The sequence below is a fragment of the Nocardioides daejeonensis genome (genome assembly GCF_003194585.1).
Classification (GTDB): domain Bacteria; phylum Actinomycetota; class Actinomycetes; order Propionibacteriales; family Nocardioidaceae; genus Nocardioides; species Nocardioides daejeonensis.
Genome location: NZ_QHKZ01000009.1, coordinates 110,286 through 137,200, shown reverse-complemented (window position 1 = coordinate 137,200; position 26,915 = coordinate 110,286). Strand labels below are relative to the sequence as shown.

The window sequence follows — 26,915 nt, the reverse complement described above, 5'->3', positions numbered from 1 at the left end:
TAAGCCTGACAGCGCCGATGGTACTGCAATCGCGAGGTTGTGGGAGAGTAGGACGTCGCCGGACTTACTTTAGGTGTGGGTCATCCCCAGAGATTCAACTCTCGGGGGGTGGCCCACACTGCATTTGCGACCGTTTGCGCCGGGCTCGTAGGCGGCCCCGCCGCGGTCGTGTCGGAGGGTGATGGTGGACTGTCGTCATGCAGACCACCCATCGCCTCGCAACACCCACGGTGCCGCCCCCCGCGCCGTCGCTGGATGACGCGCAGCGTGCGGTGGTCGATCATGTCGGCGGTCCGATGCTCGTGCTGGCCGGCCCCGGGACGGGCAAGACCACGACGCTTGTCGAGGCGATCGTGGAGCGCATCGAGGAGCGCGGTGTTGACCCGGGAGAGGTGCTGGCACTGACCTTCTCCCGGAAGGCGGCCGAGCAGCTTCGCGATCGGGTGACGGCTCGGCTCGGGCGTACGACCGCGGCGGCGATGGCTTCGACGTTCCATTCGTTCGCCTATGGCCTGATCAGACGCTTCCAGCCGCCAGAGCTCTACGCTGCGCCCTTGCGGCTGCTCTCGGCCGCGGAGCAGGATGTCGTGCTGGCGGAGCTCCTTCAGGAGTCGCCGGAGTCGGTCGCCTGGCCCGATCGCCTGGCCGCGGCCCGGCGTACCCGTGGATTCGCGAAGGAGGTCCACGACCTGCTGGCTCGGGCGCGCGAGAAGGGGCTCGAGGCGCACGATCTCGAGGAGCTCGGGGCAGCTGCCGGCGTGGCGGAGTTCCGAGCGGGGGGCGTCTTCCTCGGTCAGTACCTCGACGTGCTCGACGGTCTGGGCGCACTCGACTACGCCGACCTGATGCGGCGTGCCGTGGTCGTCGCCGAACGACATCGGGAGGAGCTGCGGCAGCAGTTCCGCTACGTCTTCGTCGACGAGTACCAGGACACCGACCCGGCGCAGGTGGCACTTCTCCAAGCGATCGCTGGCGATGGGGCCGAGCTGGTGGTCGTCGGTGACCCGCACCAGTCGATCTACGGGTTCCGCGGGGCCGACGTGCGCGGCATCCTGCAGTTTCCCGAGGCCTTCCGTTCTCGCCGGGGAGAGCCGGCCGAGGTCGTCGCCCTGACGACGACCCGTCGATTCGGCGCACGTCTCCTGCGCGCGGCCGGAGAGATCACGCGGCGACTGCCGCTGAGCGGCAGCCTGCCCGAGGGGGCGCGCGAGGCTTTCCTGGCACCGGTCGCCGACGTGGGCGCGCCGCGCGGGCGTGTCGAGGTGCTCACCTATGAGTCCGAGCGGGCCGAGGCCGAGCACCTTGCCGACCTGCTGCGCCGCGCGCATCTCGAGGACGGAGTGCCCTGGTCCAGGATGGCGGTGCTGGTCCGATCCGGCCGAGCGACGCTGCCGGGGCTACGACGTGCGCTGGGCGGACACGGAGTGCCGGTCGAGGTTGCCGGCGACGAGACGTCTCTGGTGCGCGAGCCCGCGGTGCAGCCGCTGCTCGGCGCCCTGGATGCCGTGATTCACCTGCGGGACGCTCCGACGGAGCCGCAGTCCGTGGACGCCACCCGGGCGGAGCAGCTGTTGACCTCGCCGTTGGGCGGTCTGGACGCCGCGGACCTTCGCGTGCTGGCGCGTTCGCTCCGCTCCCGCGATCGTGCCCGCGCCGTGGAGGAGGCGCGGCCGCCCGCGTCCTCTCCGGAGTTGCTGCGCTCGGCGGTCGTCGAGCCGGGGTTCCTCGAGGGAGCCGAGGGTGCGGTCGTCGAGAAGGCCTCGTCGTTCGTGGCTCTTCTGCACAGGGTGCGCGCCCGGTTCGAAGCCGGTGACACTGCCGAGGCCCTGCTGTGGCAGCTCTGGACGGGCACCTCCTGGCCACAGCGACTCCGTGCCTCCGCGGAGGGCGAGGGGCCTGGTGCACGGCTTGCTCACCGCGACCTCGACGCACTCTGCGCCCTCTTCGACACCGCAGCCAAGACGGAGGGGCAGCGCGCCCACACCTCGGTGGAGTCCTTCCTTGCCACCATGGCGGCGCAGGAGATTCCGGCCGACACGTTGGCGGAGCGCGGGATCCGGGGGGACGCCGTACGCCTGATGACCGCCCACCGGGCGAAGGGCCTGGAGTGGGACCTGGTCGTCGTTGCGCATGTGCAGGAGGAGCTCTGGCCGGACCTGCGCCGTCGTGGTTCGCTGCTGCAGCCAGACCGGATCGGCACCCATGGGCTCGAGCCACCGGTCTCGACGGCCGCACTGTTGGCGGAGGAGCGCCGGCTCTTCTACGTCGCCTGCACCCGCGCACGAACGCGCCTGGTCGTCACGGCGGTCCGTTCCCCCGAAGACGACGGGGAGCAGCCCTCGCGGTTCGTGACCGAGCTCGGACAGGAGATCGTCCACCGCAGCGGCCGGCCCGCGCGCCCGCTCTCCCTCTCCGGGCTGGTGGCGGAGCTGCGTCGGACGGTCGCGGACCCGGCCTCGACGCCCGGGTTGCGTGATGCGGCCGCTCGGCGACTCGCCCGGCTTGCCCGGCAACGGGTGGGCAGTCTGCCCTTGGTCCCGAGTGCCGACCCGGCGACCTGGTGGGGGACTCGTGACTTCACGACCAATGACACCCCGGTCCGGCCCGATGACGAGCCGTTGCTGCTCTCTGCGAGCGCCGTCTCTTCGCTGCTGACCTGTCCAGCACAGTGGTTCCTCGAGCGTGAGGCTGGTGGCGCCACGCCCGCCACCGGGGCACAGGGTTTCGGCCTGGTCGTCCACGCCATCGCGGAGCGGATCGGCAGCGGCGAGCTCGACGCGTCGAGTGATGCACTCGGCACCCTGATGGGCTTGGTCGACCAGGTGTGGGGCCAGATGCAGTTCCGGACGCCCTGGACCGCGAGCCGGGAGCGCTCCGCGGTCGAAGCTGCGTTGGCCCGCTTCCTTGCCTGGCACACGGCCCCCGGCGCCCGCACGTTGGTGGCAACCGAGCAGGAGCTGCGGGTCGAGGTGGAGCTTCCCGACGGCGAACGCGCGGTGCTCTGGGGCTTCCTGGACCGCCTCGAGCTCGACGAGGCCGGTCGGGTGGTCGTGGTCGACCTCAAGACAGGCAAGGCCAAGCCGACCGCGGAGCAGGTGCGGCAGCATCCCCAGCTGGCGCTCTACCAGTACGCCGTCAGCCAGGGGGCGCTCGATCAGCTCGTGCCGGGCGAGACGGCCGAGCCCGGGGGAGCGGAGCTGGTGCACCTACGGCTGGAGTCACGGGGCAAGGTGGCGGTGCAGCGGCAGGAGCCGCCGGTGCCGGACGACGAGGGGAGGCACCCGGTGGAGGAGCAGCTGATGACGGCAGCACGTGCGCTCCGGGGCGAGACCTTCTGGGCGGTGAAGGGCGACCACTGCCAGTTCTGTGCCTTCGCCGCACTGTGCCCCACCCAGCAGGCAGGGACGGTCCTCTCATGACCCACCGAGTGATCCAGAGTCCCGCCGACCTGCAGCGGGTGATGCAGACCGACTTCATGGTGAGCGACCAGCAGTGGGCAGCCATCAGCGCGCCGCTGGAGCCGGCCGTCGTCATCGCCGGGGCGGGCTCCGGAAAGACCGCGTTGATGGCGGCTCGGGTGGTCTACCTGGTCGTCAACGGTGAGGTGTCGCCCGATCAGGTCCTCGGGCTGACCTTCACCACCAAGGCGGCCAGCGAGCTTCGCGGCCGGATCCGGGGCGCCCTGGAGGTCGCGGGCGCGTTGGCGGGACCGCGCGAGTCCGGTGATGTCGAGCTCATGGAGCCCACCGTGGCGACCTACAACGCCTACGCGGCCGCCCTGCTCACCGACCACGGCCTGCTGATTGGCCATGAGCCCGACACCCGGGTGATGGCCGATGGATCGCGCTACCAGCTCGCAGTGCGAGCCGTCCAGCGACACCGGTTGCCGATCGAGCAGCTCAGCGACCACCCCGAGACGGTCGTCAACTACATCCTCGCGCTGGAGGGCGCGATGAGCGAGCACCTCGTCGATCCACAGGCGCTCCTCGACCTGCAGGAGCGGGAGCACCGTGCCTTCACTGCCGCGTTGACGGAGGCGCGCGCCAAGAGCGAGATCAAGGCTGCCTTGAGCGCCCTCGAGCGCCGCGACGAGCTCATCGGGCTGGTCGGCACCTATCGGGCGCTGAAGGCAGAGCTGGGCCTGATGGACTTCTCCGACCAGATCGCGCTGGCGGCGCGCCTGGCGGACCTCCATCCGACGGTAGGGGAGCACGAACGGGGGCGCTTCCGGATCGTCCTGCTCGACGAGTACCAGGACACCTCCGTGGCCCAGGCCCTGATGCTGCGCAGACTCTTCTCCGGCCCGGATGCCGAGCACGGCCGGGGCCACGCGGTGACGGCGGTAGGCGATCCCAACCAGGCGATCTACGGATGGCGAGGAGCCTCCGTCTCCAACATCCTGGGCTTCGGAGCCGACTTCCCCCGGGCCGACGGCGGTGTGGAGGTCCCGGTCTTCCCGCTGACGGTGAATCGCCGCTCCGACCGCCGCATCCTCGCGGTCGCCAATCGGCTCGCCGCCCCTCTGCTCACCCGGTTCCCCCAGGTCCGTCCGCTGGAGGCGCCTGCCGGCGTACCGGAGGGGACGGTGCGGGTGCTGGTGCACGAGAGCCACCCGGCCGAGCTGGCCTGGCTTCCCGACCAGGTGCTCACCGCACATCAGCGACTCACCGATGAGCGTCCGGGCGAGGCGGTCTGGCGCGAGATCGGTGTGCTGGTACGCGACAACGCTCATGCTGCCGAGGTCTTCGACGCGCTCTCCGCGCGTGAGATCCCTGTGGAGATCGTCGGCCTCGCCGGCCTGCTACGGCTTCCCGAGGTCGCCGAGGTCGTGGCGACCTTGACACTGATGCATGACCTGACCGCCAACGCGGCACTGCTGACGCTGCTCACCGGGCCACGCTGGGCGATCGGCCCTCGCGATCTCGCGTTGTTGGGCAAGCGCGCCAAGGAGCTGGCCGGTGAGCCCCAGGGACGGAGCTCCACGCAGACGCTCGCCGAGCAGCTCGACACCGCGGTCGGCGGTGCTGACCCGACCGAGGTGCGGTCGCTGTGCGATGCGCTCGAGGACCCGGGCGAGCACCCGTACTCCTCGGCGGCGCGGACCCGGTTCGCCCTCCTCGCGGGAGAGCTGCGGTGGCTGCGGAGTCACACCGGCGAACCGTTGCTCGACCTGGTGCGCCGGATCATCGACGCGTGCGGGATCGACGTGGAGCTGGCCTCCTCGACCAGCCCGGCGGCTTCGGCGCGGCGCGACAACCTCGACCTCTTCGTCAAGGCCGTTGCGGACTTCCGGGCAGTCGACGGTGATGTCTCTCTGGCAGCGTTGCTCGCCTATCTGCAGGCCGAGGACGAGCTCGGCAACGGCCTTGACGTGGCGACGCCCACGGAGGCCGACTCGGTGAAGCTGCTGACGGTGCACCGCTCCAAGGGGCTGGAGTGGGACGTGGTCTTCTGCCTCGGCGTGTGCGAGGAGAAGTTCCCCAACACGCGGGGGCGCAGCCTGTGGATCTCGGCGCCGGGAGTGCTTCCCACGCCGTTGCGCGGCGATGCCCGCGACCTTCCGGCACTCGGCGGACACGAGAAGGAGCACCTCGTGCAGCTGCGGGAGGAGTCGCGGCAGCACGACGCGCTCGAAGAGCTCAGACTCGGCTATGTTGCCTTCACCCGGGCCCGGCACGAGCTCGTCGTCTCTTCCTGGCTGTGGACGGAGGGGCGCAAGAGTCCACTCGGACCGTCGCCGTTCCAGCAGACCATCGCCGATCTGCTGGCCGAGTGGGGAGAGGCCCCCGAAGCCTGGTTGGAGAAGCCCGACAAAGAGGCTCCCAACCCGCTGCAGGAGGCGGCGGTGCCGGTGCCATGGCCGGTCACCGAGCACACCGCCGAGGCGCTCCGCCGACTGGAGGCGGCGGAGCGGGTCCGCGACGCGGACGCCGACGCGCCAGACGACCTCGACATGGTGGAGGCGGCGTTGGTGGCTGAGTGGGATGCGGAGCTCGACCGCCTGCTCGCTGAGGCTCGCCGAGGCCGGCGGGCCGAGGTGGTGGTGCCCCTGCCCTCCAGTCTCTCGGCTACCAGCCTGCGACGCCTGCGCGACGATCCCGAGGAGTTCGCCCGCGACCTCGCTCGGCCGATGCCGCGCCCACCGTCGGACTCCGCAAGCTTCGGCACCCGGTTCCATGCCTGGGTCGAAGCACGCGTCGGCCAACAGAATCTCCTCGACCCAGACGATCTTCCCGGGCAGGCGGATCGGGGGATCGACGACGACGCAGATCTGCGTCGGGTGACCGAAGCGTTCGAGCGCGGACCGTTCGCCGAGCGGCAGCCGCTGGCGACAGAGGCCCCCTTCGCGCTCGTGCTGGCGGGTCAGGTGGTCCGCGGCCGGATCGACGCGGTCTACGCCGAGCCTGAGGGCGGCTACCTCGTGGTCGACTGGAAGACCGGACGACGCGAGGAGTCGGACCTGCTGCAGCTGGCCCTCTACCGGCTTGCCTGGGCCGAGCTGCACCAGGTGCCGCTGGAGTCGGTGCGGGCGGCGTTCCACTACGTGCGCAGCGGCCGTACCGCGGACGTGACCGAGCAGCTGCCGGGTCGTGCGGAGCTGGAGACACTCGTGGTCGGAGGTTCAGGCTCCTCCTCTAGCCTGAACCGGTGACCGACATGCTGACTCCGCTTGCCCTGCCCACGACGGACTGGTCGACCTGGCTGGCACAGCGTTGCCGTACCGGGCTCGATCAGGCAGCGGAGCTGCGCCAGCAGCTTGCCGCCGACGACACGACCGCCCTGGCCACCTGGAACGAGCTTCAGATCCACCTGGCGGGCGTCTTCGCCGTGACCTCGCTCCTCGCGCAGGTGCATCCGGATGCCGAGGTGCGAGCGGAGGCGGAGGCGATCGAGGTCGAGGCCAGCGCGTTCCGCACGGAGCTGATGCTCGATGCCGAGGTCTTCGCCCGACTGGCCGCGGTACCACCCGAAGGGTTGGACGAGGCTGCCCGACGCCTGCTCGAGCTGACTCTGCGTGACTTCCGCCGGGCCGGCGTCGACCGTGACGCCTCGACCCGCGCGCGCCTTGCCGAGCTCCAGGCCAGGGAGGTCGAGCTCGGCCTGGCGTTCGGTCGCGGCATCCGTGAGGACGCTCGCACCGTCACCGTGCCGGTGGCAGCTGTCGCCGGACTTCCGGCGGACTGGATCGCCGACCGTCCGGCCGATGCCGAGGGCGCTGTCACCCTCACCACCGACTACCCCGACGTCGTGCCGTTCCTGACCTACGCACACGACGCAGCGGCCCGAGCGGCGGTCTCGCACGCGTTCCTCAACCGCGGCTGGCCCGGCAACGACGAGGTGCTCCGCGAGCTGCTCCGGGTTCGGCACGAGCACGCCCGGCTGCTGGGCTACGCGGACTGGCCGAGCTTCGATGCCGAGGTCAAGATGATCGGCGACGGTCCCGCGATCGGCGCGTTCATCGACCAGGTCGCCGCAGATGCTGCCGCCTCCGCCGAGCGTGACCTCGCCGTCCTGGTCGAGAGGGCGCGGAGAGACGACCCCGCGCTCATCGGGATCGACGTCGCCTCCTCGCGCTACTGGGGCGAGGTGGTCGCCCGTGAGCGGTTCGGCGTGGATGCCCAGGAGGTACGCCGGTACTTCGACTTCGGCAGGGTCCGGCAGGGGCTGCTCGACGTCACCGGGAGACTCTTCGGGCTGACCTGGACTCCGGTCGAAGACGCGCCCACGTGGCACCCCGACGTGACGTCGTACGACGTGGCGCTGGCGGGCGAGACGTTGGGCAGGATCCATCTCGACCTGCACCCACGCGAGGGCAAGTACAGCCACGCGGCCCAGTTCGACCTGGTGCCGGGCGTCGCCGGGGTGCAACTGGCCGAGGGCGTGCTGGTCTGCAACTTCCCTCGGGCCCTGATGGAGCACGACGACGTCGTGACCCTGTTCCACGAGTTCGGGCACCTGGTCCACCACATGCTCGCCGGGCGACACGACTGGGTGCGCTTCTCCGGTGTCGCGACCGAGTGGGACTTCGTGGAGGCGCCCAGCCAGATGCTGGAGGAGTGGGCCTGGGACGCTGAGGTGCTCCGGAGCTTCGCCGTCGACGCGGACGGCACGCCGATCCCGGTCGATCTGGTACGCCGGATGCGTGCCGCGGAGGAGTTCGGCAAGGGCGTGCGGGCGCGGACGCAGACCTTCTACGCCGCCGTCTCCTATCGACTGCACCTTGAGCGGCCCGACGACATCACGGCACGGGTGGCGGAGCTGCATGCGCAGTACAACCCGATCGAGCCGCTTCCCGACACGCACTTCCACGCCAGCTTCGGGCACCTCGACGGATACAGCTCGGGTTACTACACCTACAAGTGGAGCCTGGTCATCGCCAAGGACCTGTTCTCGGCCTTCGACACGGGCGACCTGTTCGCTCCGGAGGTCGCCACAAGGTACCGAGAGACGATCCTGGCGCCCGGGGGCAGCAAGGACGCCGCCGAGCTGGTTGCCGACTTCCTCGGCCGTCCCTATGACTCGAGCGCCTTCAAGGCCTGGCTCGATCGCGCACCGGAGGAGGTCCGATGACTCGCGAGCTGCCGCACGTCGCGCTCTCGGCGAACCCGCACGACCGACATGGCGCGCATCGCACCGACGACGCGTGGATCGACGCCTGCTGGGCAGATCCCGCCACTCGGGTGCTCACCGTCGCTGGCACGAGGGTCCGGCCGGTCGACGGTCGACTGGTGTGGACGGAGCCCGGTGCGGCGCCCGAGGGCCTCCGGGTGCTTCTCGGCGAGCACGACGGGATCACGTACTTCGCCTCCTTCGTGGACCCGAGCCGGGCGCCGGGGCCGCGCGAGGAGTGGCTCATGCTGCGCTCGGCCCTGGGCGCGCTCGACGCGGAGCACGCACCGCTGGTCATGCACGCGATCGGGCTTGCGGAGTGGCACTGGGCGACTCGGTGCTGTCCGCGCTGCGGCGCCCCTCTGACAGCCCGTCAGGCCGGTCATGTGCTGGCCTGCACCTCGTGCGGTCGCGAGCAGTTCCCGCGGACCGACCCTGCAGTGATCATGCTCATCACCGACGGGGATCCCGGGGCTCCCGAGGAGCGGTGTCTGCTGGGTCGCAACGCTAACTGGCCTCCCGGTCGCTTCTCCACGCTCGCCGGCTTCGTGGAGCCGGGGGAGCGGATGGAGGACGCGGTGCGGCGTGAGGTCTGGGAGGAGACCGGGGTCCGCGTCGGCGAGGTCAGCTACTTCGACAGTCAGCCATGGCCACTGCCGGCGAGCCTCATGCTCGGCTTCTTCGGTCGAGCCACCGACGCCCACATCGACGTCGATGGCGCCGAGATCGAGGACGCCAGGTGGCTCACTCGCGACCAGATGCGTGACCAGGCCGAGGCGGGCACGCTGGTCCTGCCTGGGGGCGTCTCCATCTCACGCTCGTTGATCGAGAGCTGGTACGGAGGCGCGCTCCCCGGCGCCTGGTGACGCGGGCGGCCGGGCTCAGGCCAGGGCGGCGAGCTTCGCCTTGACGTCGGCCAGGCTCGGGTTGGTCTGCGCGGTGCCGTCGGCGTAGACGAGCGTCGGCACCGTCTGGTTGCCGCCGTTGACCTGCTCCACGATGGCGGCGGCCTCGGGTACCTGCTCGATGTCGACCACTTCGTAGGTGATGCCCTCCCGGTCGAGCTGGCCCTTCAAGCGGTGGCAGTAGCCGCACCACGGGGTGGAATACATGGTCAGACTGGTCACGACGTTCTCGCCTCCGGTTCTCGGGTGGTCGCCTGGGCAACGTCCTGGGCGCCGGTTATGTTCCCAGCACGCGGACCGGGGTGTCGGGCCTGGGTCCTAGGGTGAGGGTGCACGTAACGACCGCTGAGGAGACGCCACGATGACCGACCTGCTGCAGGCGCTCGACCCCGAGCAGCGGGCGGTCGCCGAGGCGCTGCGTGGGCCGGTGCGCGTGCTGGCGGGGGCGGGCACCGGCAAGACGCGGGCGATCACGCATCGGATCGCCCATGGCGTGGCGACCGGCGTCTACGCGCCCACCGAGGTGCTGGCCGTGACGTTCACGGCTCGGGCCGCGGGTGAGATGCGCACCAGGCTCCGCGGCCTGGGCGCCCCCGGCGTCCAGGCTCGTACCTTCCACTCGGCGGCCCTGCGCCAGCTCCGCTGGTTCTGGCCACGCATCCACAACCGCGACCTGCCGACGCTGACCGAGTCCAAGCTCGGCCTGGTCGCCCGCAGTGCCTCGCGGCTCCGGATCCAGGCGGAGACCGGTCAGCTGCGTGACCTCGCCTCGGAGATCGAGTGGGCCAAGGTCAGCAACGTCCGGCCCGAGCAGTACGCCGCCCTCGCCGCGCGTTCCGGGCGTCAGGTCACCGGGCTCTCGGCCGACGAGGTCTCCCGGGTCTTTGCCGGCTACGAGGAGGCCAAGCGGCTCGACGACCGCATGGACATGGAAGACGTGCTGCTCCTGACGGCGGCCATGCTCGCCGACGACGAGCGGGTCTCGGCCGAGGTGCGACGGCAGTACCGCTTCTTCACTGTCGACGAGTTCCAAGACGTGTCACCGCTCCAGATCACCCTGCTCGACCTGTGGTTGGGCGGTCGCGACGAGATCTGTGTCGTCGGCGACCCCGCGCAGACGATCTACAGCTTCGCCGGTGCCGACGCCGACCACCTGCGCCACTTCCCCCGGAAGTTCGCCGGTACCACCTCCGTCGAGCTGGTCCGCAACTACCGCTCCACCCCGGAGGTGGTCGGTGCCGCCAACACCCTGCTGCGCGGTACGCCGTCCCACGGGGTCGACCTCGTGGCCCAGCGACCGCCCGGCCCCGGGGTCACCTGGGTCGAGCATCCCGATGAGGTGGAGGAGGCGGAGGCGACCGCCGCCGAGATCCTGCGCTTGCGAGACAGCGGTGTGCCCTTGACCGAGATCGCGGTGCTCTTCCGCATCAACGCCCAGTCCGAGGTCTACGAGGAGGCGCTCAGCGCGCGGGGAATCCCCTATGTCGTGCGTGGCGCTCATCGCTTCTTCGAACGGCCGGAGGTGCGTGAGGCGATCACGCTGATCCGCGGCACCGCCCGCGCCGGTGGCGACGAGGCGCTTGTCGACTCCGTCCGGGCCACTCTCGCCGGGCGTGGCTGGAGCCCGGAGCCGCCGACCGCCCGGGGCGCCGTACGGGATCGCTGGGAGTCCTATCAGGCACTGCTGTCGCTTGCGGAGTCGTTCCACGAGGCCGGCGGCGACCTCCCCGGCTTCGTGGCCGACCTCGACCGACGCGCTGCCGAGCAGCACGCCCCGGTCGCCGACGGGGTGACCTTGGCGACGCTGCACACCGCCAAGGGCCTGGAGTGGGACGCCGTCTTCGTCACCGGTGTGCAGGAGGGCACACTCCCGATCAGCTTCGCCGAAGGGCCTGCCGAGGTCGAGGAGGAGCGTCGCCTGCTCTACGTGGGGATCACCCGGGCCCGGCTGCATCTGGTCGTCTCGTGGAGCCGCTCCCGCAACCCGGGTGGGCGGGGCACCCGCAAGCCGTCCCGCTTCCTCGACGGGCTCCGGCCGGACTCGGGAGCAGGGCAGCGCGTCTCCCGGCGTCCGGTGAAGGCCGCGATGTGCCGCACCTGCGGACGTCCGTTGGGCACCGCCGCGGAGCGCAAGGTCGGACGCTGCAGTGACTGTCCCACCACCTACGACGAGGAACTGTTCGAGAGGCTCAGGCAGTGGCGCAAGCAGCGCGCCGACGATGACTCCGTGCCGGCATACGTCGTCTTCACCGACAAGACGTTGGAGGCGATCGCGGAGGCGCGACCGTCGACGCATGCCCAGTTGCTCAAGGTGTCGGGTGTCGGACCGAGCAAGCTCGAGGCATACGGCGCGGAGGTGCTGGAGCTGGTCAGCGGCTGAACAAGAGCTCCTCCGGCGCTGCGGGAGCGGGCCTGAAGAAATTTCTTGAAAAAACTCGAAAAAGAATTTGCGGGCTTCAAGCGACGCCCAGTAACGTGACCGTACCGATCAACACGCGCACCGAGGTCTTGGCAGGACCTGCGCCAGATACACCCGGAGGAGGTGGCAACCATGGTGAAGATTCCGAACTTCGCGACGGCAGCTTTCGCGCCGTGCTTCGGCATGCCCACACACGCCACCTCTGCGGCTTGGATCGCTGATGGCGAGCAGGCCCGCACGCGTGGCCTTGCCGCAGTGGCTGCCAAGCGCGCCCCGGGGACCCTTGTCTGGAGTCCGTCGACCAGTTGACCTGATCAACGCATCGGCTGACCTCCAGGCCGCGGAACCCGAACCGGGATCCGCGGTCTTTTTGTTTGACCACGACGATCCATCACCCACCGATCAGGTCATCAACGAGGAGGTGAACTAATGACCATCACCGTTCTCCTGGAGCCAGCCGACGTCTCCCTGGGCCAGCTGCACGATGTGGCCGACCGGGTCGAAGAGGAGAGGCTTCCCTGCCGGGTCAACGACCCGGAGCTCTTCTTCGCGGAATCACCCCACGACGTGGAGCAGGCCAAGGCACTCTGCGTCGACTGCCCTGTCCAAGCGCTGTGCCTGGCTGGAGCGCTGGAGCGCCGTGAGCCCTGGGGCGTGTGGGGAGGCGAGCTCTTCCTGCAAGGCGTGGTGATCCCACGCAAGCGGCCGCGGGGCCGTCCCCGCAAGAACGCGGCCTGAGCGGTCGACACTCGCTGTCGGAGGTAGTCGGCAGCGGCATCACAGAAAGAACCCGAGATGAACACCCTTGCGAATTGGAGCAATGACATGGAGCTACTGAACGAAGAACTGGCGCGCGTACAAATGTCCGCGCGCCTGGGAGAGGCGCAGCAACGCAAGCTCGCCCGTGAGGCGACCCTGGCTCGTCGGATGAGCCGTCGGGCCGAGCAGGCCGCGCATCAGGCGCGCCTTGCCCTGGCTCGCCTCTAGGCCAAGCCCAGAGGGCCGGAGGCTGCGCCTCCTCCAGCGGAGTTCAAGCGCATCACGAGCGGTCCGATCGCCAGGTGGCGGTCGGACCGCTCGTCGTGGGCAGGCGCCGACGTGTGCCGAGGCCGTAGGTTGGAGCCATGGTGACCTGCGACTTCTGTGGCCGGACCTACGAGGGGGAGACCCCGCCGCTGACCTGGTCGACGGCCCGGGAGGCGGGACGTCCGAAGCTCTTCTGCGACGAGTGCTCCCGCCGCCACCTGCGCGCGATGGAGGGGAAGCTCGACTCCGCGTGGTGGTGAGAGCGGTCGCTCGGTCTCATGACATCGACCAGCCGCTGTAGAGCAGGTCCCAGCAGCAGCCGCAGTCCGGATGCGGCGGGCAGCGCCGTCTCGGCAGGGTGAGCTCGGCATCGACCTCCAGCACGGTCGACCAGGTGGTCGGCCGCGCACCGTCGACCCATGCCGAGATGTCGCGCACCGCGCCACCGAGGGCGATCTGGAGCAGGTCGAGGGGTACGGCGACCGCCCACTCCGGCGCCGCGGTGGCGTACTGCTCCACGAGCAGTGGTCGCCGCGGATCCGACTCCGCGTGCTGTGCGTCGACGCAGCGTATGCAGCCGGTCTTGCCCGGCACCACGAAGGGCCCCAGCCGGACGACGCCCTCGATGCAGCTGACCTGGAGGTGCGCCACGTCCCGGGCGAGGAGTCCGTCGGTGATCTGCCGGTCGCCCGGGTCGGGGTCGAGGAGCAGCACCAGGTCGGGCAGCTCCTCCGGATCCGGGCCACAGGACGCGGAGACCTGGTGGGTGATCGTCGTGAAGCCGGCCGCATCGAGCAGGGTGAGCGCGGTCTCGGCCCCCAGCCCGCGGTCGTGCACGGCGACCGTCACCTCGCCGCGCGCCAGGTGTCGCGCTACCGAGCCGTGTGCAGCCGTGTCGGCAGCAAGGAAGCGTCGATGCGTGGGCTGCTCGGTCCGGGCGACCTCGGCGAGATAGCCGCGGCTGTCGATCACCAGGTGGTGGTCGAGGAGGTCGAGATAGCTGCGCGCGGTACGCGGGTCAAGGTCCGCGAGGCGGGGTGCGGCAGCGCCGTCACGGAGCCCGGCAAGCAATGCGCGAACGGCTGGTGTGTCTGGAAGGCGCACGCTCCAGCGCGGGTCGAGCCCGACCTGCAGGAGTCCTTCGTCTCGTAGGCATACGCGGACCCCCGGACGCAGCAGCGGATGCGTGCCTGGATGCATGGCGTCGACCCTGGCACACCACGGCGCATCCCGGCGTCACGTATCCACAGCCGCGGAAATGCCCGACGGCGGCCCCCGAAGGGACCGCCGTCGTGATGAGAGCTCTGGGGGCTCAGGCCTTGCCCAGGATCCGGTTCAGGTTGGTGCCACACTCGGGGCAGACGGCCTTCGCCATCCGGGTGCCCTTCTCGTTGACCTTCACCTCGCCGGTGGCCTCACGCTTGGCCTTGCACTTCACGCAGTAGAACTCACCGCTCCAGGTCTCCGCCATGACGGCCTCCTCGTTGTGTTCGTAATCCATAGGGTCGTCGCGACGGGGGTGTGGGGGAAGCCCGCCGGGGCCCGGCGGCGCCTCAAGGGTCACCGAACCATCGGAAACCCTACGACACGCGGGGGAACCAGCGGTGGCGCCACCCCGTTCGGGCGCGTCGGCGATCACTCCGGGCCTCCGTCTACGCTGCTGAGTCATGACCGACGAACTCACCTACCTGCGCGTCGAGCGCCCGGAGCCTGGGGTCGCGGTGCTGACCCTGGCCGACCCCGATCGACGCAATGTCATGTCCGACGAGATGACCGCTTCCTGGGCGCGGGCGATCGAGGCGTTGCGCGCCGACCGCGACCTGCGCGCCGTTGTCGTGACCGGTGAGGGATCCGCGTTCTGTGCCGGAGGAGACCTCTCCTGGCTCGCAGCCGAGCCGGACGCGAGCGTCGACCACCTCCGGGACCGGATGCTGCCCTTCTACCGTGCCTGGCTCAGCATCCGCACGCTGGAGGTGCCGACCCTCGCCGCGATCAACGGGCCTGCGGTCGGTGCCGGGCTCTGCGTGGCACTGGCCTGCGACATTCGCTGGATGGCGGCTACGGCACGAGTGAGCGCGCCGTTCGTCAAGCTCGGCCTGCACCCGGGGATGGCTTCGTCCTGGCTGTTCCCCGACGTGGTGGGGGAGGCGGCGGCGCGGGATCTGCTGCTCACCGGTCGCGCTGTGGACGCCGAGGAGGCGCTCCGGATGGGCATGGTCTCGCGGGTCGTGCCCGCCGACCAGTTGCGGGCCGAGGCGATCGCCGCGGCCGTGGGGATCGCCGGGACCGCACCGATCGCGACGAAGCTCACCAAGCAGGGGTTGGCGGCCCGGCACACCGACATCGAGGCGGCGCTGCGCTGGGAGGCAGTGGCACAGCCGGTGACGATGGCGACCGAGGACCTGCTGGAGGGGATCGCAGCGGCCCAGGAGCGCCGTACGCCGCGCTTCGCCGGGCGCTGACTGTCCGGGGCCGCGGTAGCAGAGGAGGCCCCTGGTCACAGCCACCACGACTTGCCTTCCCCTTGCGAGCGTGATGACGGCTCCGCCGAAGCGGGCGACCGGGGGCCTCTTCTGGTGCAAACCTAGGCCGTCACCCGGTGCCGGTCAACGCCGGGCGGACACGCCGTCTCACGCCCGGGTGGGCGGCGCCTGTGCACAACCTGTGGAGAACCTTGTGGGTGGAGCCCCGTAGGTTGTGGACGAGGACTGACGGCGACAAGACGGAGGTAGGCGATGAGCCAGCCGCTGGGACCGGTCGCTGCGCTGCGTCGGATCGCGTTCCTGCTTGAGCGCGGCCGGGAGGACACCTACAAGGTGAAGGCCTACCGGACCGCCGCAGCGGCGCTGCTGCCGCTGGGTGAGGACGAGATCCATGCTCGGGTGGACGCCGGCACGCTCACCGAGCTTCCCGGAGTCGGCGCCTCGACTGCGCGGGTGGTGGCGGCCGCGGCGCAGGGCGAGGTGCCGGAGCGTCTGGCTGAGCTCGAGCAGAAGCATGCGGGGCCGCTGGTCGCCGGCGGTCGATCGATCCGAGCGGCCCTGCGCGGCGACCTGCACTCGCACTCCGACTGGTCCGACGGCGGGTCGCCGATCGAGGAGATGGCCTTCACCGCGATCGAGCTCGGCCACGACTACCAGGTGCTGACCGACCACTCCCCACGCCTGAAGGTCGCGCGCGGCCTCAGCGCCGAGCGCTTGGCGCGTCAGCTCGATGTGGTGGACGCGATCAACGCGCACCTCGACGGCAGCTTCCGGCTGCTGAAGGGGATTGAGGTGGACATCCTCGACGATGGCAGCCTGGACCAGACCGACGAGATGCTGGCTCGCCTGGAGGTCCGGGTCGCCAGCGTGCACTCGAAGTTGGGGATGGAGCCTGAGGCGATGACCCGCCGGATGGTTGCTGCCGTACGTCATCCCCGGAGCAACGTGCTGGGCCACTGCACCGGACGCCTGGTGACCGGCAGCCGCGGCACGCGGGCGCAGTCCCGCTTCGATGCGAAGGCGGTCTTCACGGCCTGCGCAGACGAGGGCGTCGCCGTCGAGATCAACTCCCGGCCCGAGCGCCGTGACCCGCCGACGCACCTTCTGGAGATGGCCCGCGATCTCGGTTGCCTCTTCTCGATCGACAGCGACGCCCACGCGCCCGGACAGCTGGACTTCCTCGACTACGGCTGCGAGCGGGCCGAGCTGGCAGGAATAGCGCCCGAGCGGATCGTCAACACGTGGCCCGTGGACCGCCTCCTGGCCTGGGCAAACGGGTAACGTCCCCCGCATGGGCAACCCCGAGATCGAGGTTCGGCGCTCGCCGCGGCGACGCCGTACGGTCTCGGCCCATCGGGACGGCGACAAGATCGTCGTGCTCATCCCCGCCTCGATGTCGAAGAAGGCGGAGCAGGAGTGGGTGACCACCATGGTGGAGCGCCTGGAGCGCCAGGAGCAGCGGCGACGTCCGCCCGACGAGGAGCTCCTGGCCCGGGCGATGGATCTCTCCGACCGCTACCTGGGCGGCCTTGCCGAGCCGGACTCGGTGCGCTGGGTCGACAACCAGAACTCACGATGGGGCTCGTGCACCCCCGGTGACCGGAGTATCCGGATCTCCTCGCGGATGAAGGGGATGCCGCTGTGGGTGCTCGACTACGTCCTGCTTCACGAGGTCACCCACCTGCTCGAGCCCAGTCACGACGAGCGGTTCTGGGCCTGGGTCAATGCCTATCCGAAGGCGGAGCGGGCCAAGGGCTACCTGGAGGGCTGGTCGGCCGCACGCGACGAGCCGGGACCCGTCGCTGACTGAGCTCAGCGGCCGGCGACCGGGCGGGCAGTCGAGCCGGTGACCCGGGTGCGGGCGTGCTCGATCAGATCCAGCATCTCCTCGCCCAGTGCCGGGAGGGCAGCGAGGGGCCACCAGCGCACGTCGAGCGACTCGTCGCTCGCCTGGTGGGCGGCCGTCGCGGGCACCGTGGCGACGAAGCGCACGTCGAGGTGCCGCACCGTGCCGCGCTGATCGCAGAAGTCGACGGCATGGATGTCCATGTGCACCGGCACCGGGTCGAAGTCGAGCAGCTCGGCCGCCAGCCCCGACTCCTCGATCGCCTCACGGCGAGCTACCGCAGCCAGGGTCGCGTCGCCCTCCTCGCAGTGGCCGCCGAAGGCGAACCAGCGCTTCGCTTTGCCGTGCAGGTTGAGCAGCACGTGCGCGCCATCATCGGAGAGCACCAGGGTGCCTGCGGTCAGGTGGTCGGGGAAGCACGAGCGCCAGACGCCGTCGTGGTGCTGGGTGAGGTGGTCTGCGATCTCCTCACGCAGGCGCTCCTGGCGGGGCGAGGGCGCGCGCCAGCCGGAGACGGCCTCCAGGGCGTCCGCATGCAGCGTCACGCGGTGCCCTCGTCGGGTGACTGGCCGTCGAGAAGCTCCCGCAGGGCCGCGTCGAAGTCGGCCTCGGAGAGTTCGGCCGGCAGCTCCTGGCCCTCGCGGAACCCGAGCGGATCGTCGAGATCTGCTGCGGTGGGCAGCAGGTCGGGGTGCAGCCACACCGTGTCGCGTGCCTCGACCCCCTGACGTGAGCGCAGCGAGCCCCAGAGGGTGGCGGCGTCGCGGAGCCGCCGGGGGCGCAGCTCCAGACCCACCAGCGCGGAGAAGGTCTCCTCCGCCGGACCGCCCGCGGCACGGCGGCGGCGTACCGCCTCCTGCAGCTTGGCGGCGGTCGGCATCCGCTCGGCTGCTGCCTGGTTGACCACCTCGTCCACCCAGCCCTCGACGAGCGCGAGCGTTGTCTCGAGCCGTTGCAGCGCCGCCTCCTGAGCGGGAGTCCGCTTCGGTTCGAAGAGTCCGCCGGCCAGCGCCTCCTGCATCGCTTCGGGGTCCATCGGGTTGATGGAGGAGAGCTGCTCCTCGATGCCCGCGGTGTCGATGCTGATCCCGCGCCCGTAGTCGGCGACCGCTGACATCAGGTGGTCGCGCAGCCACGGCACGTGGGCGAAGAGCCGCTGGTGGGCGGCCTCCCGCAGCGCAAGATGGAGCAGGACGTCGTCGTAGCCGACGTCGAGACCATCGGAGAACGCGCGGACGTTCGCGGGGACCAGCGCCGCGCGGCCGTCGGGACCGAGAGGAAGCCCGATGTCGGAGGCGGTCAGCACCTCGCCCGCGAGGCCGCCCAGCGCCTGGCCCACCTGGCCACCGAACATCGCGCCGCCGAGCTGGGACAGCATGCCGATGAGCGGGCCGGCCATCGCCTTGGCCTCTTCGGGCATCGCCTGGCCCATAGCGCCGACGACGTGCTCGGCGACCGGCTCGACCAGGATCTGCCAGCGCTCCTTGGTCTGCTCCAGCCATTCCGCGCGGCTCCACGCCGCGGTGCTGGTCACACCGGAGTCGAACTCGGTCGCCTCGTCGAGCCACAGGTCGGCAAGGCGTACGGCGTCGGCGACCTGGTCGGCGTCACGTTGTGAGGGCGACGGATCCTTCTCCTGGGCGATCACCTGGCGGGCCAGGTCGCCGGCGAGCTGCCAGTTCACCGCCCCGTCGTGGGGCGCCATCATCGCCTGCATCTGATGCATCAGCGCGTTGAGATCAGGCATCCCGCCGCCTCCGAAGAACTGCTCGAAGGGGGTGCCGCGGAAGGGGTTCTCCGGCTGGTCGCCCGGCTTGTCGTCCATAGGTCAAAGTTACTCGCTGCCGACAACCGGGCCAGCGTCGGAGCGGTCCGGACGAGCCCGCCGGGCAGTAGGGTGCGAGGCATGGCCACCACCGACACCCGTGTCCGTCTCGCGGCGATCAGCGACGCTCCGCTCTCCGTCGACGTCGTGCTCGACGCGCTTGACGACCCGACCTCGGGTGGGTTGGTGCTCTTCGTCGGACGGGTCCGCGATCACGACCACGGTCAGGGCGTCACCGGGCTCGAGTACGCCGCGCATCCCAGCGCCGTCGCGAAGCTGGAGGAGGTCTGCGCCTCTGTCGCCGGCGAGTACAGCGTCACGGTGGCCGCAGTGCACCGTGTCGGCAACCTGGCGATCGGCGACGCGGCGGTAGTCGTCGCGACCTGCTCCGCCCATCGGGGTGCCTCGTTCGAAGCCTCCCGTGCGCTCATCGACCGGTTGAAGGCCGAGGTGCCGATCTGGAAGCACCAGCTCTTCACCGACGGGACCCAGGAGTGGGTCGGCTCCCCCTGACCGACCGGTCCAGCGCCACGCGCCGAGTTCGCGCGATTCCCACGTTGAGTTCGCGCAAATCACACGTTGAGTTCGCGCATGTGATGGTTGATCGCGGACTCGCCGCAGTGGGATGGCCTCGGGCGGAGCCGGGGAGTGGCACCCTTGAGACGTGGAGATCCTGTGGTGGCTGGCGCCTTCGGTCGTGGTGACCGTGCTGGCCATGCTCTGGGTCGGCTGGCTCGGGAGAGACGGCCGGGGAGAGGTCGACCCCGAGGTGGCGGCCGCACGGATGGCGAAGGCGCTGCGGGCCCAGCACGCGGGTCTCCAGCGCTCCGCGGCACGCCCCGTGCGCAGGCAGGACCGCAGCACCGGTGTTGCCGTGCGACCGTCGCGTTCGCGCGGTGGCGGCGAGGAGCGGCGTACCGCCTGAGCGTCCTTCGGCGGGTGCCGCGGATCCGCAGGACGGGTGCCGACCGGTGCGCTTGCCCGGGAATGAGAGGCTTTCGTCATGAGTCGGCGAACCCTGGCCACGGTGATCGCGGTGCCGTTGATGGTGGGCCTCTGGCTGGGTGCTGCCCTCGTGCCGGTGCCGTACGTCACCAGTCGGCCCGGCATCACCGTCGACGTGCTCGCCGAGAACCAGGGCCGGGAGATCATCCAGGTCACCGGCCACCGCACGTACTACGACGGCGGCGAGCTCCGGATGACCACCGTCGCCTCCGACCGCGCGGAGGACAAGGTGAGCATCTTCTCCGCGTTGCGGGCGTGGATCTCCGACGACGAGTCGGTGCAGCCGCACGACGTCGTCTACCGCGACAACGAGACCAATCAGGACAACCAGGTCCGCTCGCACATCGACATGACCACCTCGCAGGACGTCGCCTTCGCCGTCGCGCTCCAAGAGCTGGGCTACAAGCTCAAGACCGCCGTGCGGGTGGCCATGCTGACGCCCGACTCGCCCGCCGAGGGCAAGCTGAAGGAGGGCGACCGGATCGTGGCGGTCGACGGGACGCGGATCGATGACGTCGACACGCTGCTGTCGGCGATCAAGAAGGCCGAGGTGGGCAAGCCGCTGCCCATCGAGATCGTGCGTGGCACGAAGAAGAGCACGGTCGAGGTCACGCCGGCCAAGGACCCGGACGAGGACCGCGCGGTGATCGGCATCTACCCCGGAACCAGCTACGCCTTCCCCTTCGAGGTCAGCATCGGCATCGATCCCAACATCGGTGGTCCGAGCGCGGGCCTGATGTTCTCTCTCGCCATCTACGACACGCTCACGCCCGGCTCCCTGACCGGTGGCGCCAACATCGCCGGCACGGGCACCATCGACCCGGACGGCAAGGTCGGCTCGATCGGCGGGATCCAACAGAAGATCGCCGGCGCCCGGGATGCGGGAGCGCAGCTCTTCCTGGTGCCGGCCGACAACTGCGCCGACGTGGCCGGCGCGCCCAACGGCGACATGCGATTGGCCAAGGTGGCCACCTTCGAGGACGCCAAGGCGGCGATCGAGGCGTTCGCCCAGGACAAGGCTGCCAAGCTGCCGACCTGCAGCGGGAAGTGACGACGTGTACGACGAGACCCAGCCGATGGACCTCCCCGACGACGAGGGCGAGCCGCTCGACCCGGCGCTCGCGGCCGCCGTACTCGAGGTGGAGACGCACGTGGCCGAGGAAGGCTGGGACCGTCCGTCCCGGCTCTTCGCCCTGGTCCCGACCGCCGCGCTGGTGGCTGCCGAGCCCGACCTCGCCCACGCGATGGGTCTGGACGAGGCGAGTGCCGAGGGGTCCTTCACCCCGGTCGAGCAGGAGTTCGACCCCAGCGTCGCCGTCGAGGACCTGCTGGCCACGGTGATGTGGCCGGAGTCGGTGATCGGGTGTGTGGTCACCGTCGAGCGACTGGTGCTACCGCCGGGCGCCGATGCCGAGCTTCCTGACGAACCCGCCGCCGCGCAGGAGTACGCCGCCGCCCACCCCGATCGCCAGGAGGTCCGGATCATCGCCGGAGCCACCCGGGAGGGCGCGAGCTACTGCGCGCTGCGTCTGCGCGCCCACGACGACGACCAGTCCGTCGTCGGCGGCGTCGATCTGGTGCCTGAACTGCTGGAACTGTTGCACGCCACCCTCGAGGGTGAAGCCGAGGAGGACCCCCGTCGATGAGCAACCTATTTGACGACGAGCCGGAGCGCCCGGTGCGCAACGCCCCGCCGCCACGTCGACCGCGGGCGCTATGGATCACGTTGGCGATCATGGTGGCGCTGTTCTTGGCGTTCACCGGTGTCACCGCGCTCTACACCGAACGACTCTGGTTCGGCTCGGTCGGCTACGAGACGGTGTTCTCGACGTTGCTGCGCACCCGGATCGGGCTGTTCCTGATCTTCGGGCTCGTGATGGCGGCCGTGGTCGCGATCAACCTCGTGCTGGCATTCCGGTTCCGCCCGCTCTTCCGGCCGGCTTCGCCGGAGCAGATCAACCTCGATCGCTACCGGCAGGCGATCACGCCTATCCGGGTCTGGCTGACGATCGGCATCTCGCTGGTGATCGGAGCCTTCGCCGGCACCACTGCGTCCGGGAAGTGGCGTGACTACCAGCTGTGGCGACACGGCAGCGACTTCGGCGCGAAGGACCCGTACTTCAAGAGGGATATCGGGTTCTACGTCTTCGACCTGCCCTGGTACCACTTCATCGTCGACTTCACGATGGCGATGCTGCTGGTCTCGCTGATAGCCGCCGCCCTCGTGCACTACGTGTTCGGTGGGATCAAGCTGCAGTCGCGCGGTGACCGGCTCTCCGGCGCGGCCGCGGCCCAGCTCTCGGTGCTGCTCGGTCTCTTCGTGCTCGCGAAAGCCGCCGACTACTGGCTCGACCGCTTCGACCTGCTCAACGGCAGCGGCGGTCTGCACAGCGGCATGGGCTACACCGACGACCATGCGGTGCTCCCGGCGAAGAACATCCTCATGTTCATCGCGATCATCTGCGCGGTGCTCTTCTTCGCCAACGTGGTGCGGCGCACCTGGCTGCTCCCCGGAGTCGGGCTGAGCCTGCTCGTGCTCTCCTCGATCCTGCTCGGGATGATCTGGCCTGCGATCGTCCAGCAGTTCCAGGTCGATCCCTCGCAGGCATCCAAGGAGGAGCCGTACCTCCAGAAGAACATCGATGCCACCCGGGCGGCGTACGACATCGAGGATCCGGTGATCGAGGAGTACGCCGGTGACACCGCGCTCAGCAAGGACGAGCAGCGCGCCGAGGTCAGCAACGCGGCGGGCATCCGCCTCGTCGACCCCGCTGTGGTGCGTGCGACCTTCGAGCAGCGGCAGCAGGTCACCGGCTACTACACGGTGCCGGACGTGCTCGACGTCGGTCGCTACGAGATCAACGGACAGCAGCGCGACGTCGTCATCGGCGTACGGGAGCTCAACCAGGACGGCTTGCCCGACGGCAGCAAGAACTGGTCGAACCTGCACACCGTCTACACGCACGGGTACGGCGTCATCGCGGCCTACGGCAACCAGCAGGACGCCGACGGCAACGACGCTGGAGGCAGCGACAACCTTGCCTGGGCGGAGCAGAAGCTGCCGCCGGAGGGCGACCTGACCAACATCTTCTCGCCGAACGGCTACCGCGGCCAGATCTACTTCGGTGAGAAGAGCCCCGAGTACTCGATCGTCGGCAAGGCCAAGGAGTCCGACCGCGACGTCGAGCTCGACCTGCCCAACGACGTGGAGACCGACAGCAGCAAGACCACGACGTACGACGGCAAGGCGGGCGTCGACGTCGGCAGCACCTGGCGCCAGCTCATGTATGCGTGGAAGTTCGGCGAGCCCAGCATCGTGCTCTCCAACCGGGTCAACGAGAACTCCAAGATCCTCTACGACCGCAACCCGCGGCAGATGGTGGAGAAGGTTGCGCCGTGGCTCACGGTGGACTCGGACCCGTTCCCGGCGGTGGTCGACGGCAAGATCGTCTGGATCCTCGACGGCTTCACCACCACCGACCAGTACCCGCAGGCGCAGCGTGACTCGTTCGAGACGATGACCGATGACGCGCTGAGCACCAGCAACGAGTTCAAGACGCTGCCGACCGACGAGATCAACTACATCCGCAACGCGGTGAAGGCCGTCGTGGATGCCTATGACGGCTCGGTGACGCTCTACGCGTGGGACGAGTCCGACCCGCTGCTCAAGGCATGGCGTGCGGCCTTCCCCGGCACCGTCAAGGACAAGTCGGAGATCCCCGCGGACCTGCTGACGCACATGCGCTACCCCGAGGACATGTTCAAGGTGCAGCGCTACCAGCTGGCGTCGTACCACGTCGACGACGCGAAGGACTTCTACGAGGGCAATGCGCGCTGGGAGGTGCCCGAGGACCCGAGCGGCAAGGGCGTCTACCAGCCGCCGTACCGCCTGAGCGTGCGGACGCCGAGTGGTGGCGCGGACCCGATCTACTCCCTGACCTCGGTCTACGTGCCCTACAAGAAGCAGAACCTGGCGGCGTTCATCTCGGTGGATGCCGACGCGTCGCAGGCCGACTACGGCACCTTCCGGGTGCTGCAGCTGCCGGGTACGTCGCAGGTCGACGGCCCCGGCCAGATGGCCAACAAGTTCAACACCAACGAGGTCATCCAGACGAAGCTCGAGCCGCTCACCAGGAACGACAACCAGCGGGTCATCAAGGGCAACCTGCTGACCCTGCCGGTCGGGGAGGGGCTGCTCTACGTGCAGCCGATCTACACCGTGCAGCGGAGCGTGAGCTCGGCCAACTTCCCGGTACTCAAGTACGTGACGGTGGCCTTCGGAGGCAAGTACGCGATCGGCGAGACCGTGGCGGAGGCCGTGGCCAACGTGCTCTCGCTCGACGAGGGTGAGTCGGCTTCCACCGACGATCCGGACGCGGGAGAGCCGAGCACTGGCGAGAACCCGGAGACCGGTGAGCCGCTGAAGGGCTCGGTCGCCAAGCAGATCCGGAGCCTGCTGGAGCAGGCCGACGAGAAGTTCACCGCGGCCAACAAGGCGCTCCAGGAGGGCGACCTCGGCGGGTACGCCGACCGCACCAAGGAGGCCGAGGACCTGGTCTCCAAGGCGCTGGAGTTGGCGACCAAGAAGAAGTAGCGCGGACTCTCGTGATCGGGGTCTCGGCGGCGCGTGCAGCGTCCGCCGGGACCCCGATTTGGGCAACAGGGCCAAGCCCCGTATAGTTCTTCTTGCCGACGCGGGGTGGAGCAGCTCGGTAGCTCGCTGGGCTCATAACCCAGAGGTCGCAGGTTCAAATCCTGCCCCCGCTACCAAATTCAGGCTCGGAATCTACGGATTCCGAGCCTGAAAGCATTTGAGGATTTGATCCAGGTACCACTTACGGACCGAAAACCCGGTCCAAGAACCGTCATCGACGAGGTTGCTCACGCTGACTACGGAGTCAGCCCGACTGGTGCTGGGAAGTGCGGATGCCACCGCGCACCTAGCTGGTATGAAGACCTCAGAGACAACGATCAGTGGTCTCGAACCGCTGATGAGCATCGAAGAGCTGTCGGAGTATCTCGACGTTCCGGTCCGGACGCTCTACGACTGGCGTCTGTCGGGGCGTGGTCCGTGCGCTGTCCACGTGGGGCGTCAACTGCGCTACTTCGTCAGCGACGTTCACGCCTGGCTGGCGAGCCAGCGCGAGCAAGAACCAGGACACTCGCTCGACGGGCGGTGACCGGTCGTGGCTAGACCCAGGACCCCGATCGGCACGTTCGGCGACATTTCGTTCATCAAGGCCGCCCAAGGCCAAGTCCGTGCACGGACGCGGTACCGCGACGACGACGGTAAGGTCAGACGAGTCTCGGCGACTGGCGCAACCAAGCGTGAGGCGGAACGGAACCTGAAGAAGGTGCTGGCCGACCGGACGTCGTACCGGTCGACGGGGGAGTTATCCCCGGACAGTTCCTTCACCGCGCTGGCGGATGTGTGGCTAGCTGACCTTGATCTGGAAGCGAAGCTCGCCGAGAGCACCAGGGCGCTTTATGAGCGCAACATGCGGCAGTTGGTGTTGCCGGCATTCGAGGGATACGCCCTGCGCGAGATCACGGTGAGCAAGGTTGACCGTTTCCTCAAGGGACTGGCCACCAACAAGAGCTACAGCATGGCCAAGCAGGCTCGCACCGTGTTGAGCCTCGCGCTGGGTCTTGCGGTGCGTTACGACGCCATCGCGAAGAACCCTGTCCGTGAGACCGCACGCCTGCGCAAACCCCCGTCGCAAGCAGCCGCACTCACCGCGGCTCAGGTTGAAGCGATCCGTACGGCTGTGCGGAGTTGGCGACGTGGACCGGGATTCTCCGGTCCGCCACCGGATGGCCAGTTGGAGCAGATCATCGAGGTCATGCTCGGCACCTCGGCCCGTATCGGGGAGGTACTTGCGATCCGCAAGTGCGACGTCGACGTCACCAGTACGCCTGCCACGGTCAGGATCTCCGGGACGATCGTCTCGCCGGCCGGTAAGCCCACGCAGCGACAACCCCATCCCAAGACACAGAAGTCGACCAGAACGGTGTCGGTGCCGTCGTTCACAGCTGAGGTGCTGCGCGACAGATTGGCGAAGATCGGTTCAGAGGGGCCTGACCACCTGATCTTCTTCAGCAGGAACCGCACACCACTAACCACGAACAACGTGCGCCGACGTCTCCGGGCGGTGATGGAAGAGGCGGGGATCGAGGGCGTCACCCCGCATTCGTTCCGCAGGACGGTCGCCACGGTGATCGATCGTGCTGGGGGAGCAGAGCTGGCGGCCGAGATGCTCGGCCACACCTCATCGGACATCACGAAGGCGCACTACATCGAGCCCGACGAGAAGGTGAACCCGGTGACTGCGGAGATCCTCGAATCGCTGGCACCCCGAACCCGGGAGTTGGGCCGATGAATGACGATAGACATACCCTTTCCCATGTAGAAGGAAAAGAGTATATTGGTGGGCGGTGGGTGGTTGACGTCGAGTTGATCGAGGATTGGCTCGACCAGACTGACCCGGACACGTTCGATCAAGTGGTGGCCGCGATCAGGTTGCTGGCTGATCACGGGCCAGGGCTTGGGCGGCCCCTGGTCGACTCGATCGTGGGGTCGCGACACAAGAACATGAAGGAACTGCGACCGGGCTCATCAGGCCGTAGCGAGGTGAGGATCTTGTTCGCGTTCGATCCACGTCGCCGAGCGATCATGCTGCTAGCCGGTGACAAGCACAGAGCGTGGCAGAAGTGGTACCGGAAGAACATCCCGATCGCCGACGATCGATATGACGAGCACCTCGCAAGGTTGCGTGACCCGAAGGGCAGGAAGTGA

At 69.3% G+C, this 26,915-nt stretch carries 24 protein-coding genes and 1 tRNA gene; 20 read left to right on the top strand and 5 right to left on the bottom strand.

Features of this window, described 5'->3' with window-relative positions; genetic code table 11:
- Nucleotides 1-197 precede the first annotated feature (197 nt).
- Genes DNK54_RS19400 through nudC form a run of 4 tightly spaced genes read left to right on the top strand, consistent with a single transcriptional unit; the run spans nucleotide 198 to nucleotide 9,476 of the window.
- The gene (locus DNK54_RS19400) at nucleotides 198-3,419 is read left to right on the top strand and encodes an ATP-dependent helicase (protein ID WP_110208651.1); all 3,222 of its coding nucleotides are present in this window, start codon (nucleotides 198-200) and stop codon (nucleotides 3,417-3,419) included.
- Nucleotides 3,416-6,652 carry an ATP-dependent helicase gene (locus DNK54_RS19395; RefSeq protein ID WP_110208650.1) on the top strand — a complete coding sequence of 1,079 codons (3,237 nt, stop codon included), beginning with the start codon at nucleotides 3,416-3,418 and terminating at the stop codon, nucleotides 6,650-6,652. The genes DNK54_RS19400 and DNK54_RS19395 overlap by 4 nt, the downstream gene beginning before the upstream one ends.
- Nucleotides 6,653-6,657: 5 nt before the next feature.
- Nucleotides 6,658-8,571, top strand: a complete 1,914-nt coding sequence (locus DNK54_RS19390; protein ID WP_110208668.1) for a M3 family metallopeptidase — start codon at nucleotides 6,658-6,660, stop codon at nucleotides 8,569-8,571.
- Nucleotides 8,568-9,476: an NAD(+) diphosphatase gene (gene nudC / locus DNK54_RS19385; RefSeq protein ID WP_110208649.1), complete on the top strand. Its 909-nt coding sequence runs from the start codon at nucleotides 8,568-8,570 to the stop codon at nucleotides 9,474-9,476. The genes DNK54_RS19390 and nudC overlap by 4 nt, the downstream gene beginning before the upstream one ends.
- Before the next feature lie 15 nt (nucleotides 9,477-9,491).
- On the opposite strand, the gene DNK54_RS19380 is transcribed toward nudC, so the two are convergent.
- A complete protein-coding gene (locus DNK54_RS19380) occupies nucleotides 9,492-9,737 on the bottom strand; it encodes a mycoredoxin (protein ID WP_275426281.1) in 246 nt (81 codons plus the stop codon).
- Nucleotides 9,738-9,876: 139 nt separating this feature from the next.
- Between DNK54_RS19380 and DNK54_RS19375 the strand changes: the two genes are divergently transcribed.
- From DNK54_RS19375 to DNK54_RS21355, 4 genes are all read left to right on the top strand, one after another.
- Nucleotides 9,877-11,895, top strand: coding sequence for an ATP-dependent DNA helicase UvrD2 (locus DNK54_RS19375; protein ID WP_110208648.1), 2,019 nt, complete (start codon nucleotides 9,877-9,879; stop codon nucleotides 11,893-11,895).
- Nucleotides 11,896-12,363: 468 nt separating this feature from the next.
- Entirely contained in the window at nucleotides 12,364-12,672 is a 309-nt protein-coding gene (locus DNK54_RS19370; RefSeq protein WP_110208647.1) for a WhiB family transcriptional regulator, read from the top strand.
- Between the two features lie 87 nt (nucleotides 12,673-12,759).
- A complete protein-coding gene (locus DNK54_RS19365; protein WP_239460197.1) occupies nucleotides 12,760-12,921 on the top strand; it encodes a hypothetical protein in 162 nt (53 codons plus the stop codon).
- A gap of 137 nt (nucleotides 12,922-13,058) precedes the next feature.
- Nucleotides 13,059-13,220, top strand: a complete 162-nt coding sequence (locus tag DNK54_RS21355; RefSeq protein ID WP_204164709.1) for a hypothetical protein — start codon at nucleotides 13,059-13,061, stop codon at nucleotides 13,218-13,220.
- Nucleotides 13,221-13,236: 16 nt separating this feature from the next.
- On the opposite strand, the gene DNK54_RS19360 is transcribed toward DNK54_RS21355, so the two are convergent.
- The gene (locus tag DNK54_RS19360; RefSeq protein ID WP_110208645.1) at nucleotides 13,237-14,160 is read right to left on the bottom strand and encodes a TOMM precursor leader peptide-binding protein; all 924 of its coding nucleotides are present in this window, start codon (nucleotides 14,158-14,160) and stop codon (nucleotides 13,237-13,239) included.
- Between the two features lie 112 nt (nucleotides 14,161-14,272).
- A complete protein-coding gene (locus DNK54_RS21350; protein ID WP_164483670.1) occupies nucleotides 14,273-14,431 on the bottom strand; it encodes a DUF5679 domain-containing protein in 159 nt (52 codons plus the stop codon).
- A 196-nt stretch (nucleotides 14,432-14,627) separates the two neighbouring features.
- On the opposite strand from DNK54_RS21350, the gene DNK54_RS19350 reads away from it, so the two are divergent.
- The 3 genes from DNK54_RS19350 (at nucleotide 14,628) to DNK54_RS19340 (ending at nucleotide 17,253) form a co-directional block, all read left to right on the top strand.
- The gene (locus tag DNK54_RS19350) at nucleotides 14,628-15,422 is read left to right on the top strand and encodes an enoyl-CoA hydratase/isomerase family protein (RefSeq protein WP_110208643.1); all 795 of its coding nucleotides are present in this window, start codon (nucleotides 14,628-14,630) and stop codon (nucleotides 15,420-15,422) included.
- A gap of 273 nt (nucleotides 15,423-15,695) precedes the next feature.
- Entirely contained in the window at nucleotides 15,696-16,724 is a 1,029-nt protein-coding gene (locus DNK54_RS19345) for a PHP domain-containing protein (RefSeq protein WP_110208642.1), read from the top strand.
- Between the two features lie 10 nt (nucleotides 16,725-16,734).
- A complete protein-coding gene (locus tag DNK54_RS19340; protein ID WP_110208641.1) occupies nucleotides 16,735-17,253 on the top strand; it encodes a M48 metallopeptidase family protein in 519 nt (172 codons plus the stop codon).
- Nucleotides 17,254-17,255: 2 nt separating this feature from the next.
- Here the strand turns inward: DNK54_RS19340 and DNK54_RS19335 are convergent, their stop codons facing one another.
- A complete protein-coding gene (locus tag DNK54_RS19335; RefSeq protein WP_204164708.1) occupies nucleotides 17,256-17,834 on the bottom strand; it encodes an NUDIX hydrolase in 579 nt (192 codons plus the stop codon).
- Nucleotides 17,831-19,114: a zinc-dependent metalloprotease gene (locus DNK54_RS19330; protein ID WP_110208640.1), complete on the bottom strand. Its 1,284-nt coding sequence runs from the start codon at nucleotides 19,112-19,114 to the stop codon at nucleotides 17,831-17,833. Before DNK54_RS19330 ends, DNK54_RS19335 begins: the two co-directional genes overlap by 4 nt.
- Nucleotides 19,115-19,195: 81 nt before the next feature.
- Between DNK54_RS19330 and DNK54_RS19325 the strand changes: the two genes are divergently transcribed.
- The 9 genes from DNK54_RS19325 to DNK54_RS19285 all read left to right on the top strand — a co-directional run bounded on the left by DNK54_RS19325 (nucleotide 19,196) and on the right by DNK54_RS19285 (nucleotide 26,915).
- Nucleotides 19,196-19,627, top strand: coding sequence for a molybdenum cofactor biosynthesis protein MoaE (locus DNK54_RS19325; RefSeq protein WP_110208639.1), 432 nt, complete (start codon nucleotides 19,196-19,198; stop codon nucleotides 19,625-19,627).
- Nucleotides 19,628-19,778: 151 nt separating this feature from the next.
- Nucleotides 19,779-20,039 carry a hypothetical protein gene (locus tag DNK54_RS19320; protein WP_110208638.1) on the top strand — a complete coding sequence of 87 codons (261 nt, stop codon included), beginning with the start codon at nucleotides 19,779-19,781 and terminating at the stop codon, nucleotides 20,037-20,039.
- Between the two features lie 78 nt (nucleotides 20,040-20,117).
- The gene (locus DNK54_RS19315; protein WP_110208637.1) at nucleotides 20,118-21,170 is read left to right on the top strand and encodes a YlbL family protein; all 1,053 of its coding nucleotides are present in this window, start codon (nucleotides 20,118-20,120) and stop codon (nucleotides 21,168-21,170) included.
- 4 nt (nucleotides 21,171-21,174) lie between these two features.
- Nucleotides 21,175-21,765: a PPA1309 family protein gene (locus DNK54_RS19310; protein ID WP_239460196.1), complete on the top strand. Its 591-nt coding sequence runs from the start codon at nucleotides 21,175-21,177 to the stop codon at nucleotides 21,763-21,765.
- Entirely contained in the window at nucleotides 21,762-24,713 is a 2,952-nt protein-coding gene (locus DNK54_RS19305) for a UPF0182 family membrane protein (protein ID WP_110208636.1), read from the top strand. The genes DNK54_RS19310 and DNK54_RS19305 overlap by 4 nt, the downstream gene beginning before the upstream one ends.
- A 99-nt stretch (nucleotides 24,714-24,812) precedes the next feature.
- Nucleotides 24,813-24,889: transfer RNA gene (locus tag DNK54_RS19300), tRNA-Met, on the top strand.
- 221 nt (nucleotides 24,890-25,110) lie between these two features.
- Complete coding sequence (locus tag DNK54_RS19295; protein ID WP_110208664.1) at nucleotides 25,111-25,299, top strand: helix-turn-helix domain-containing protein; 189 nt, start codon at nucleotides 25,111-25,113, stop codon at nucleotides 25,297-25,299.
- Between the two features lie 6 nt (nucleotides 25,300-25,305).
- Complete coding sequence (locus tag DNK54_RS19290; protein WP_110208635.1) at nucleotides 25,306-26,499, top strand: tyrosine-type recombinase/integrase; 1,194 nt, start codon at nucleotides 25,306-25,308, stop codon at nucleotides 26,497-26,499.
- A 59-nt stretch (nucleotides 26,500-26,558) separates the two neighbouring features.
- A complete protein-coding gene (locus DNK54_RS19285; protein ID WP_239460195.1) occupies nucleotides 26,559-26,915 on the top strand; it encodes a type II toxin-antitoxin system RelE/ParE family toxin in 357 nt (118 codons plus the stop codon).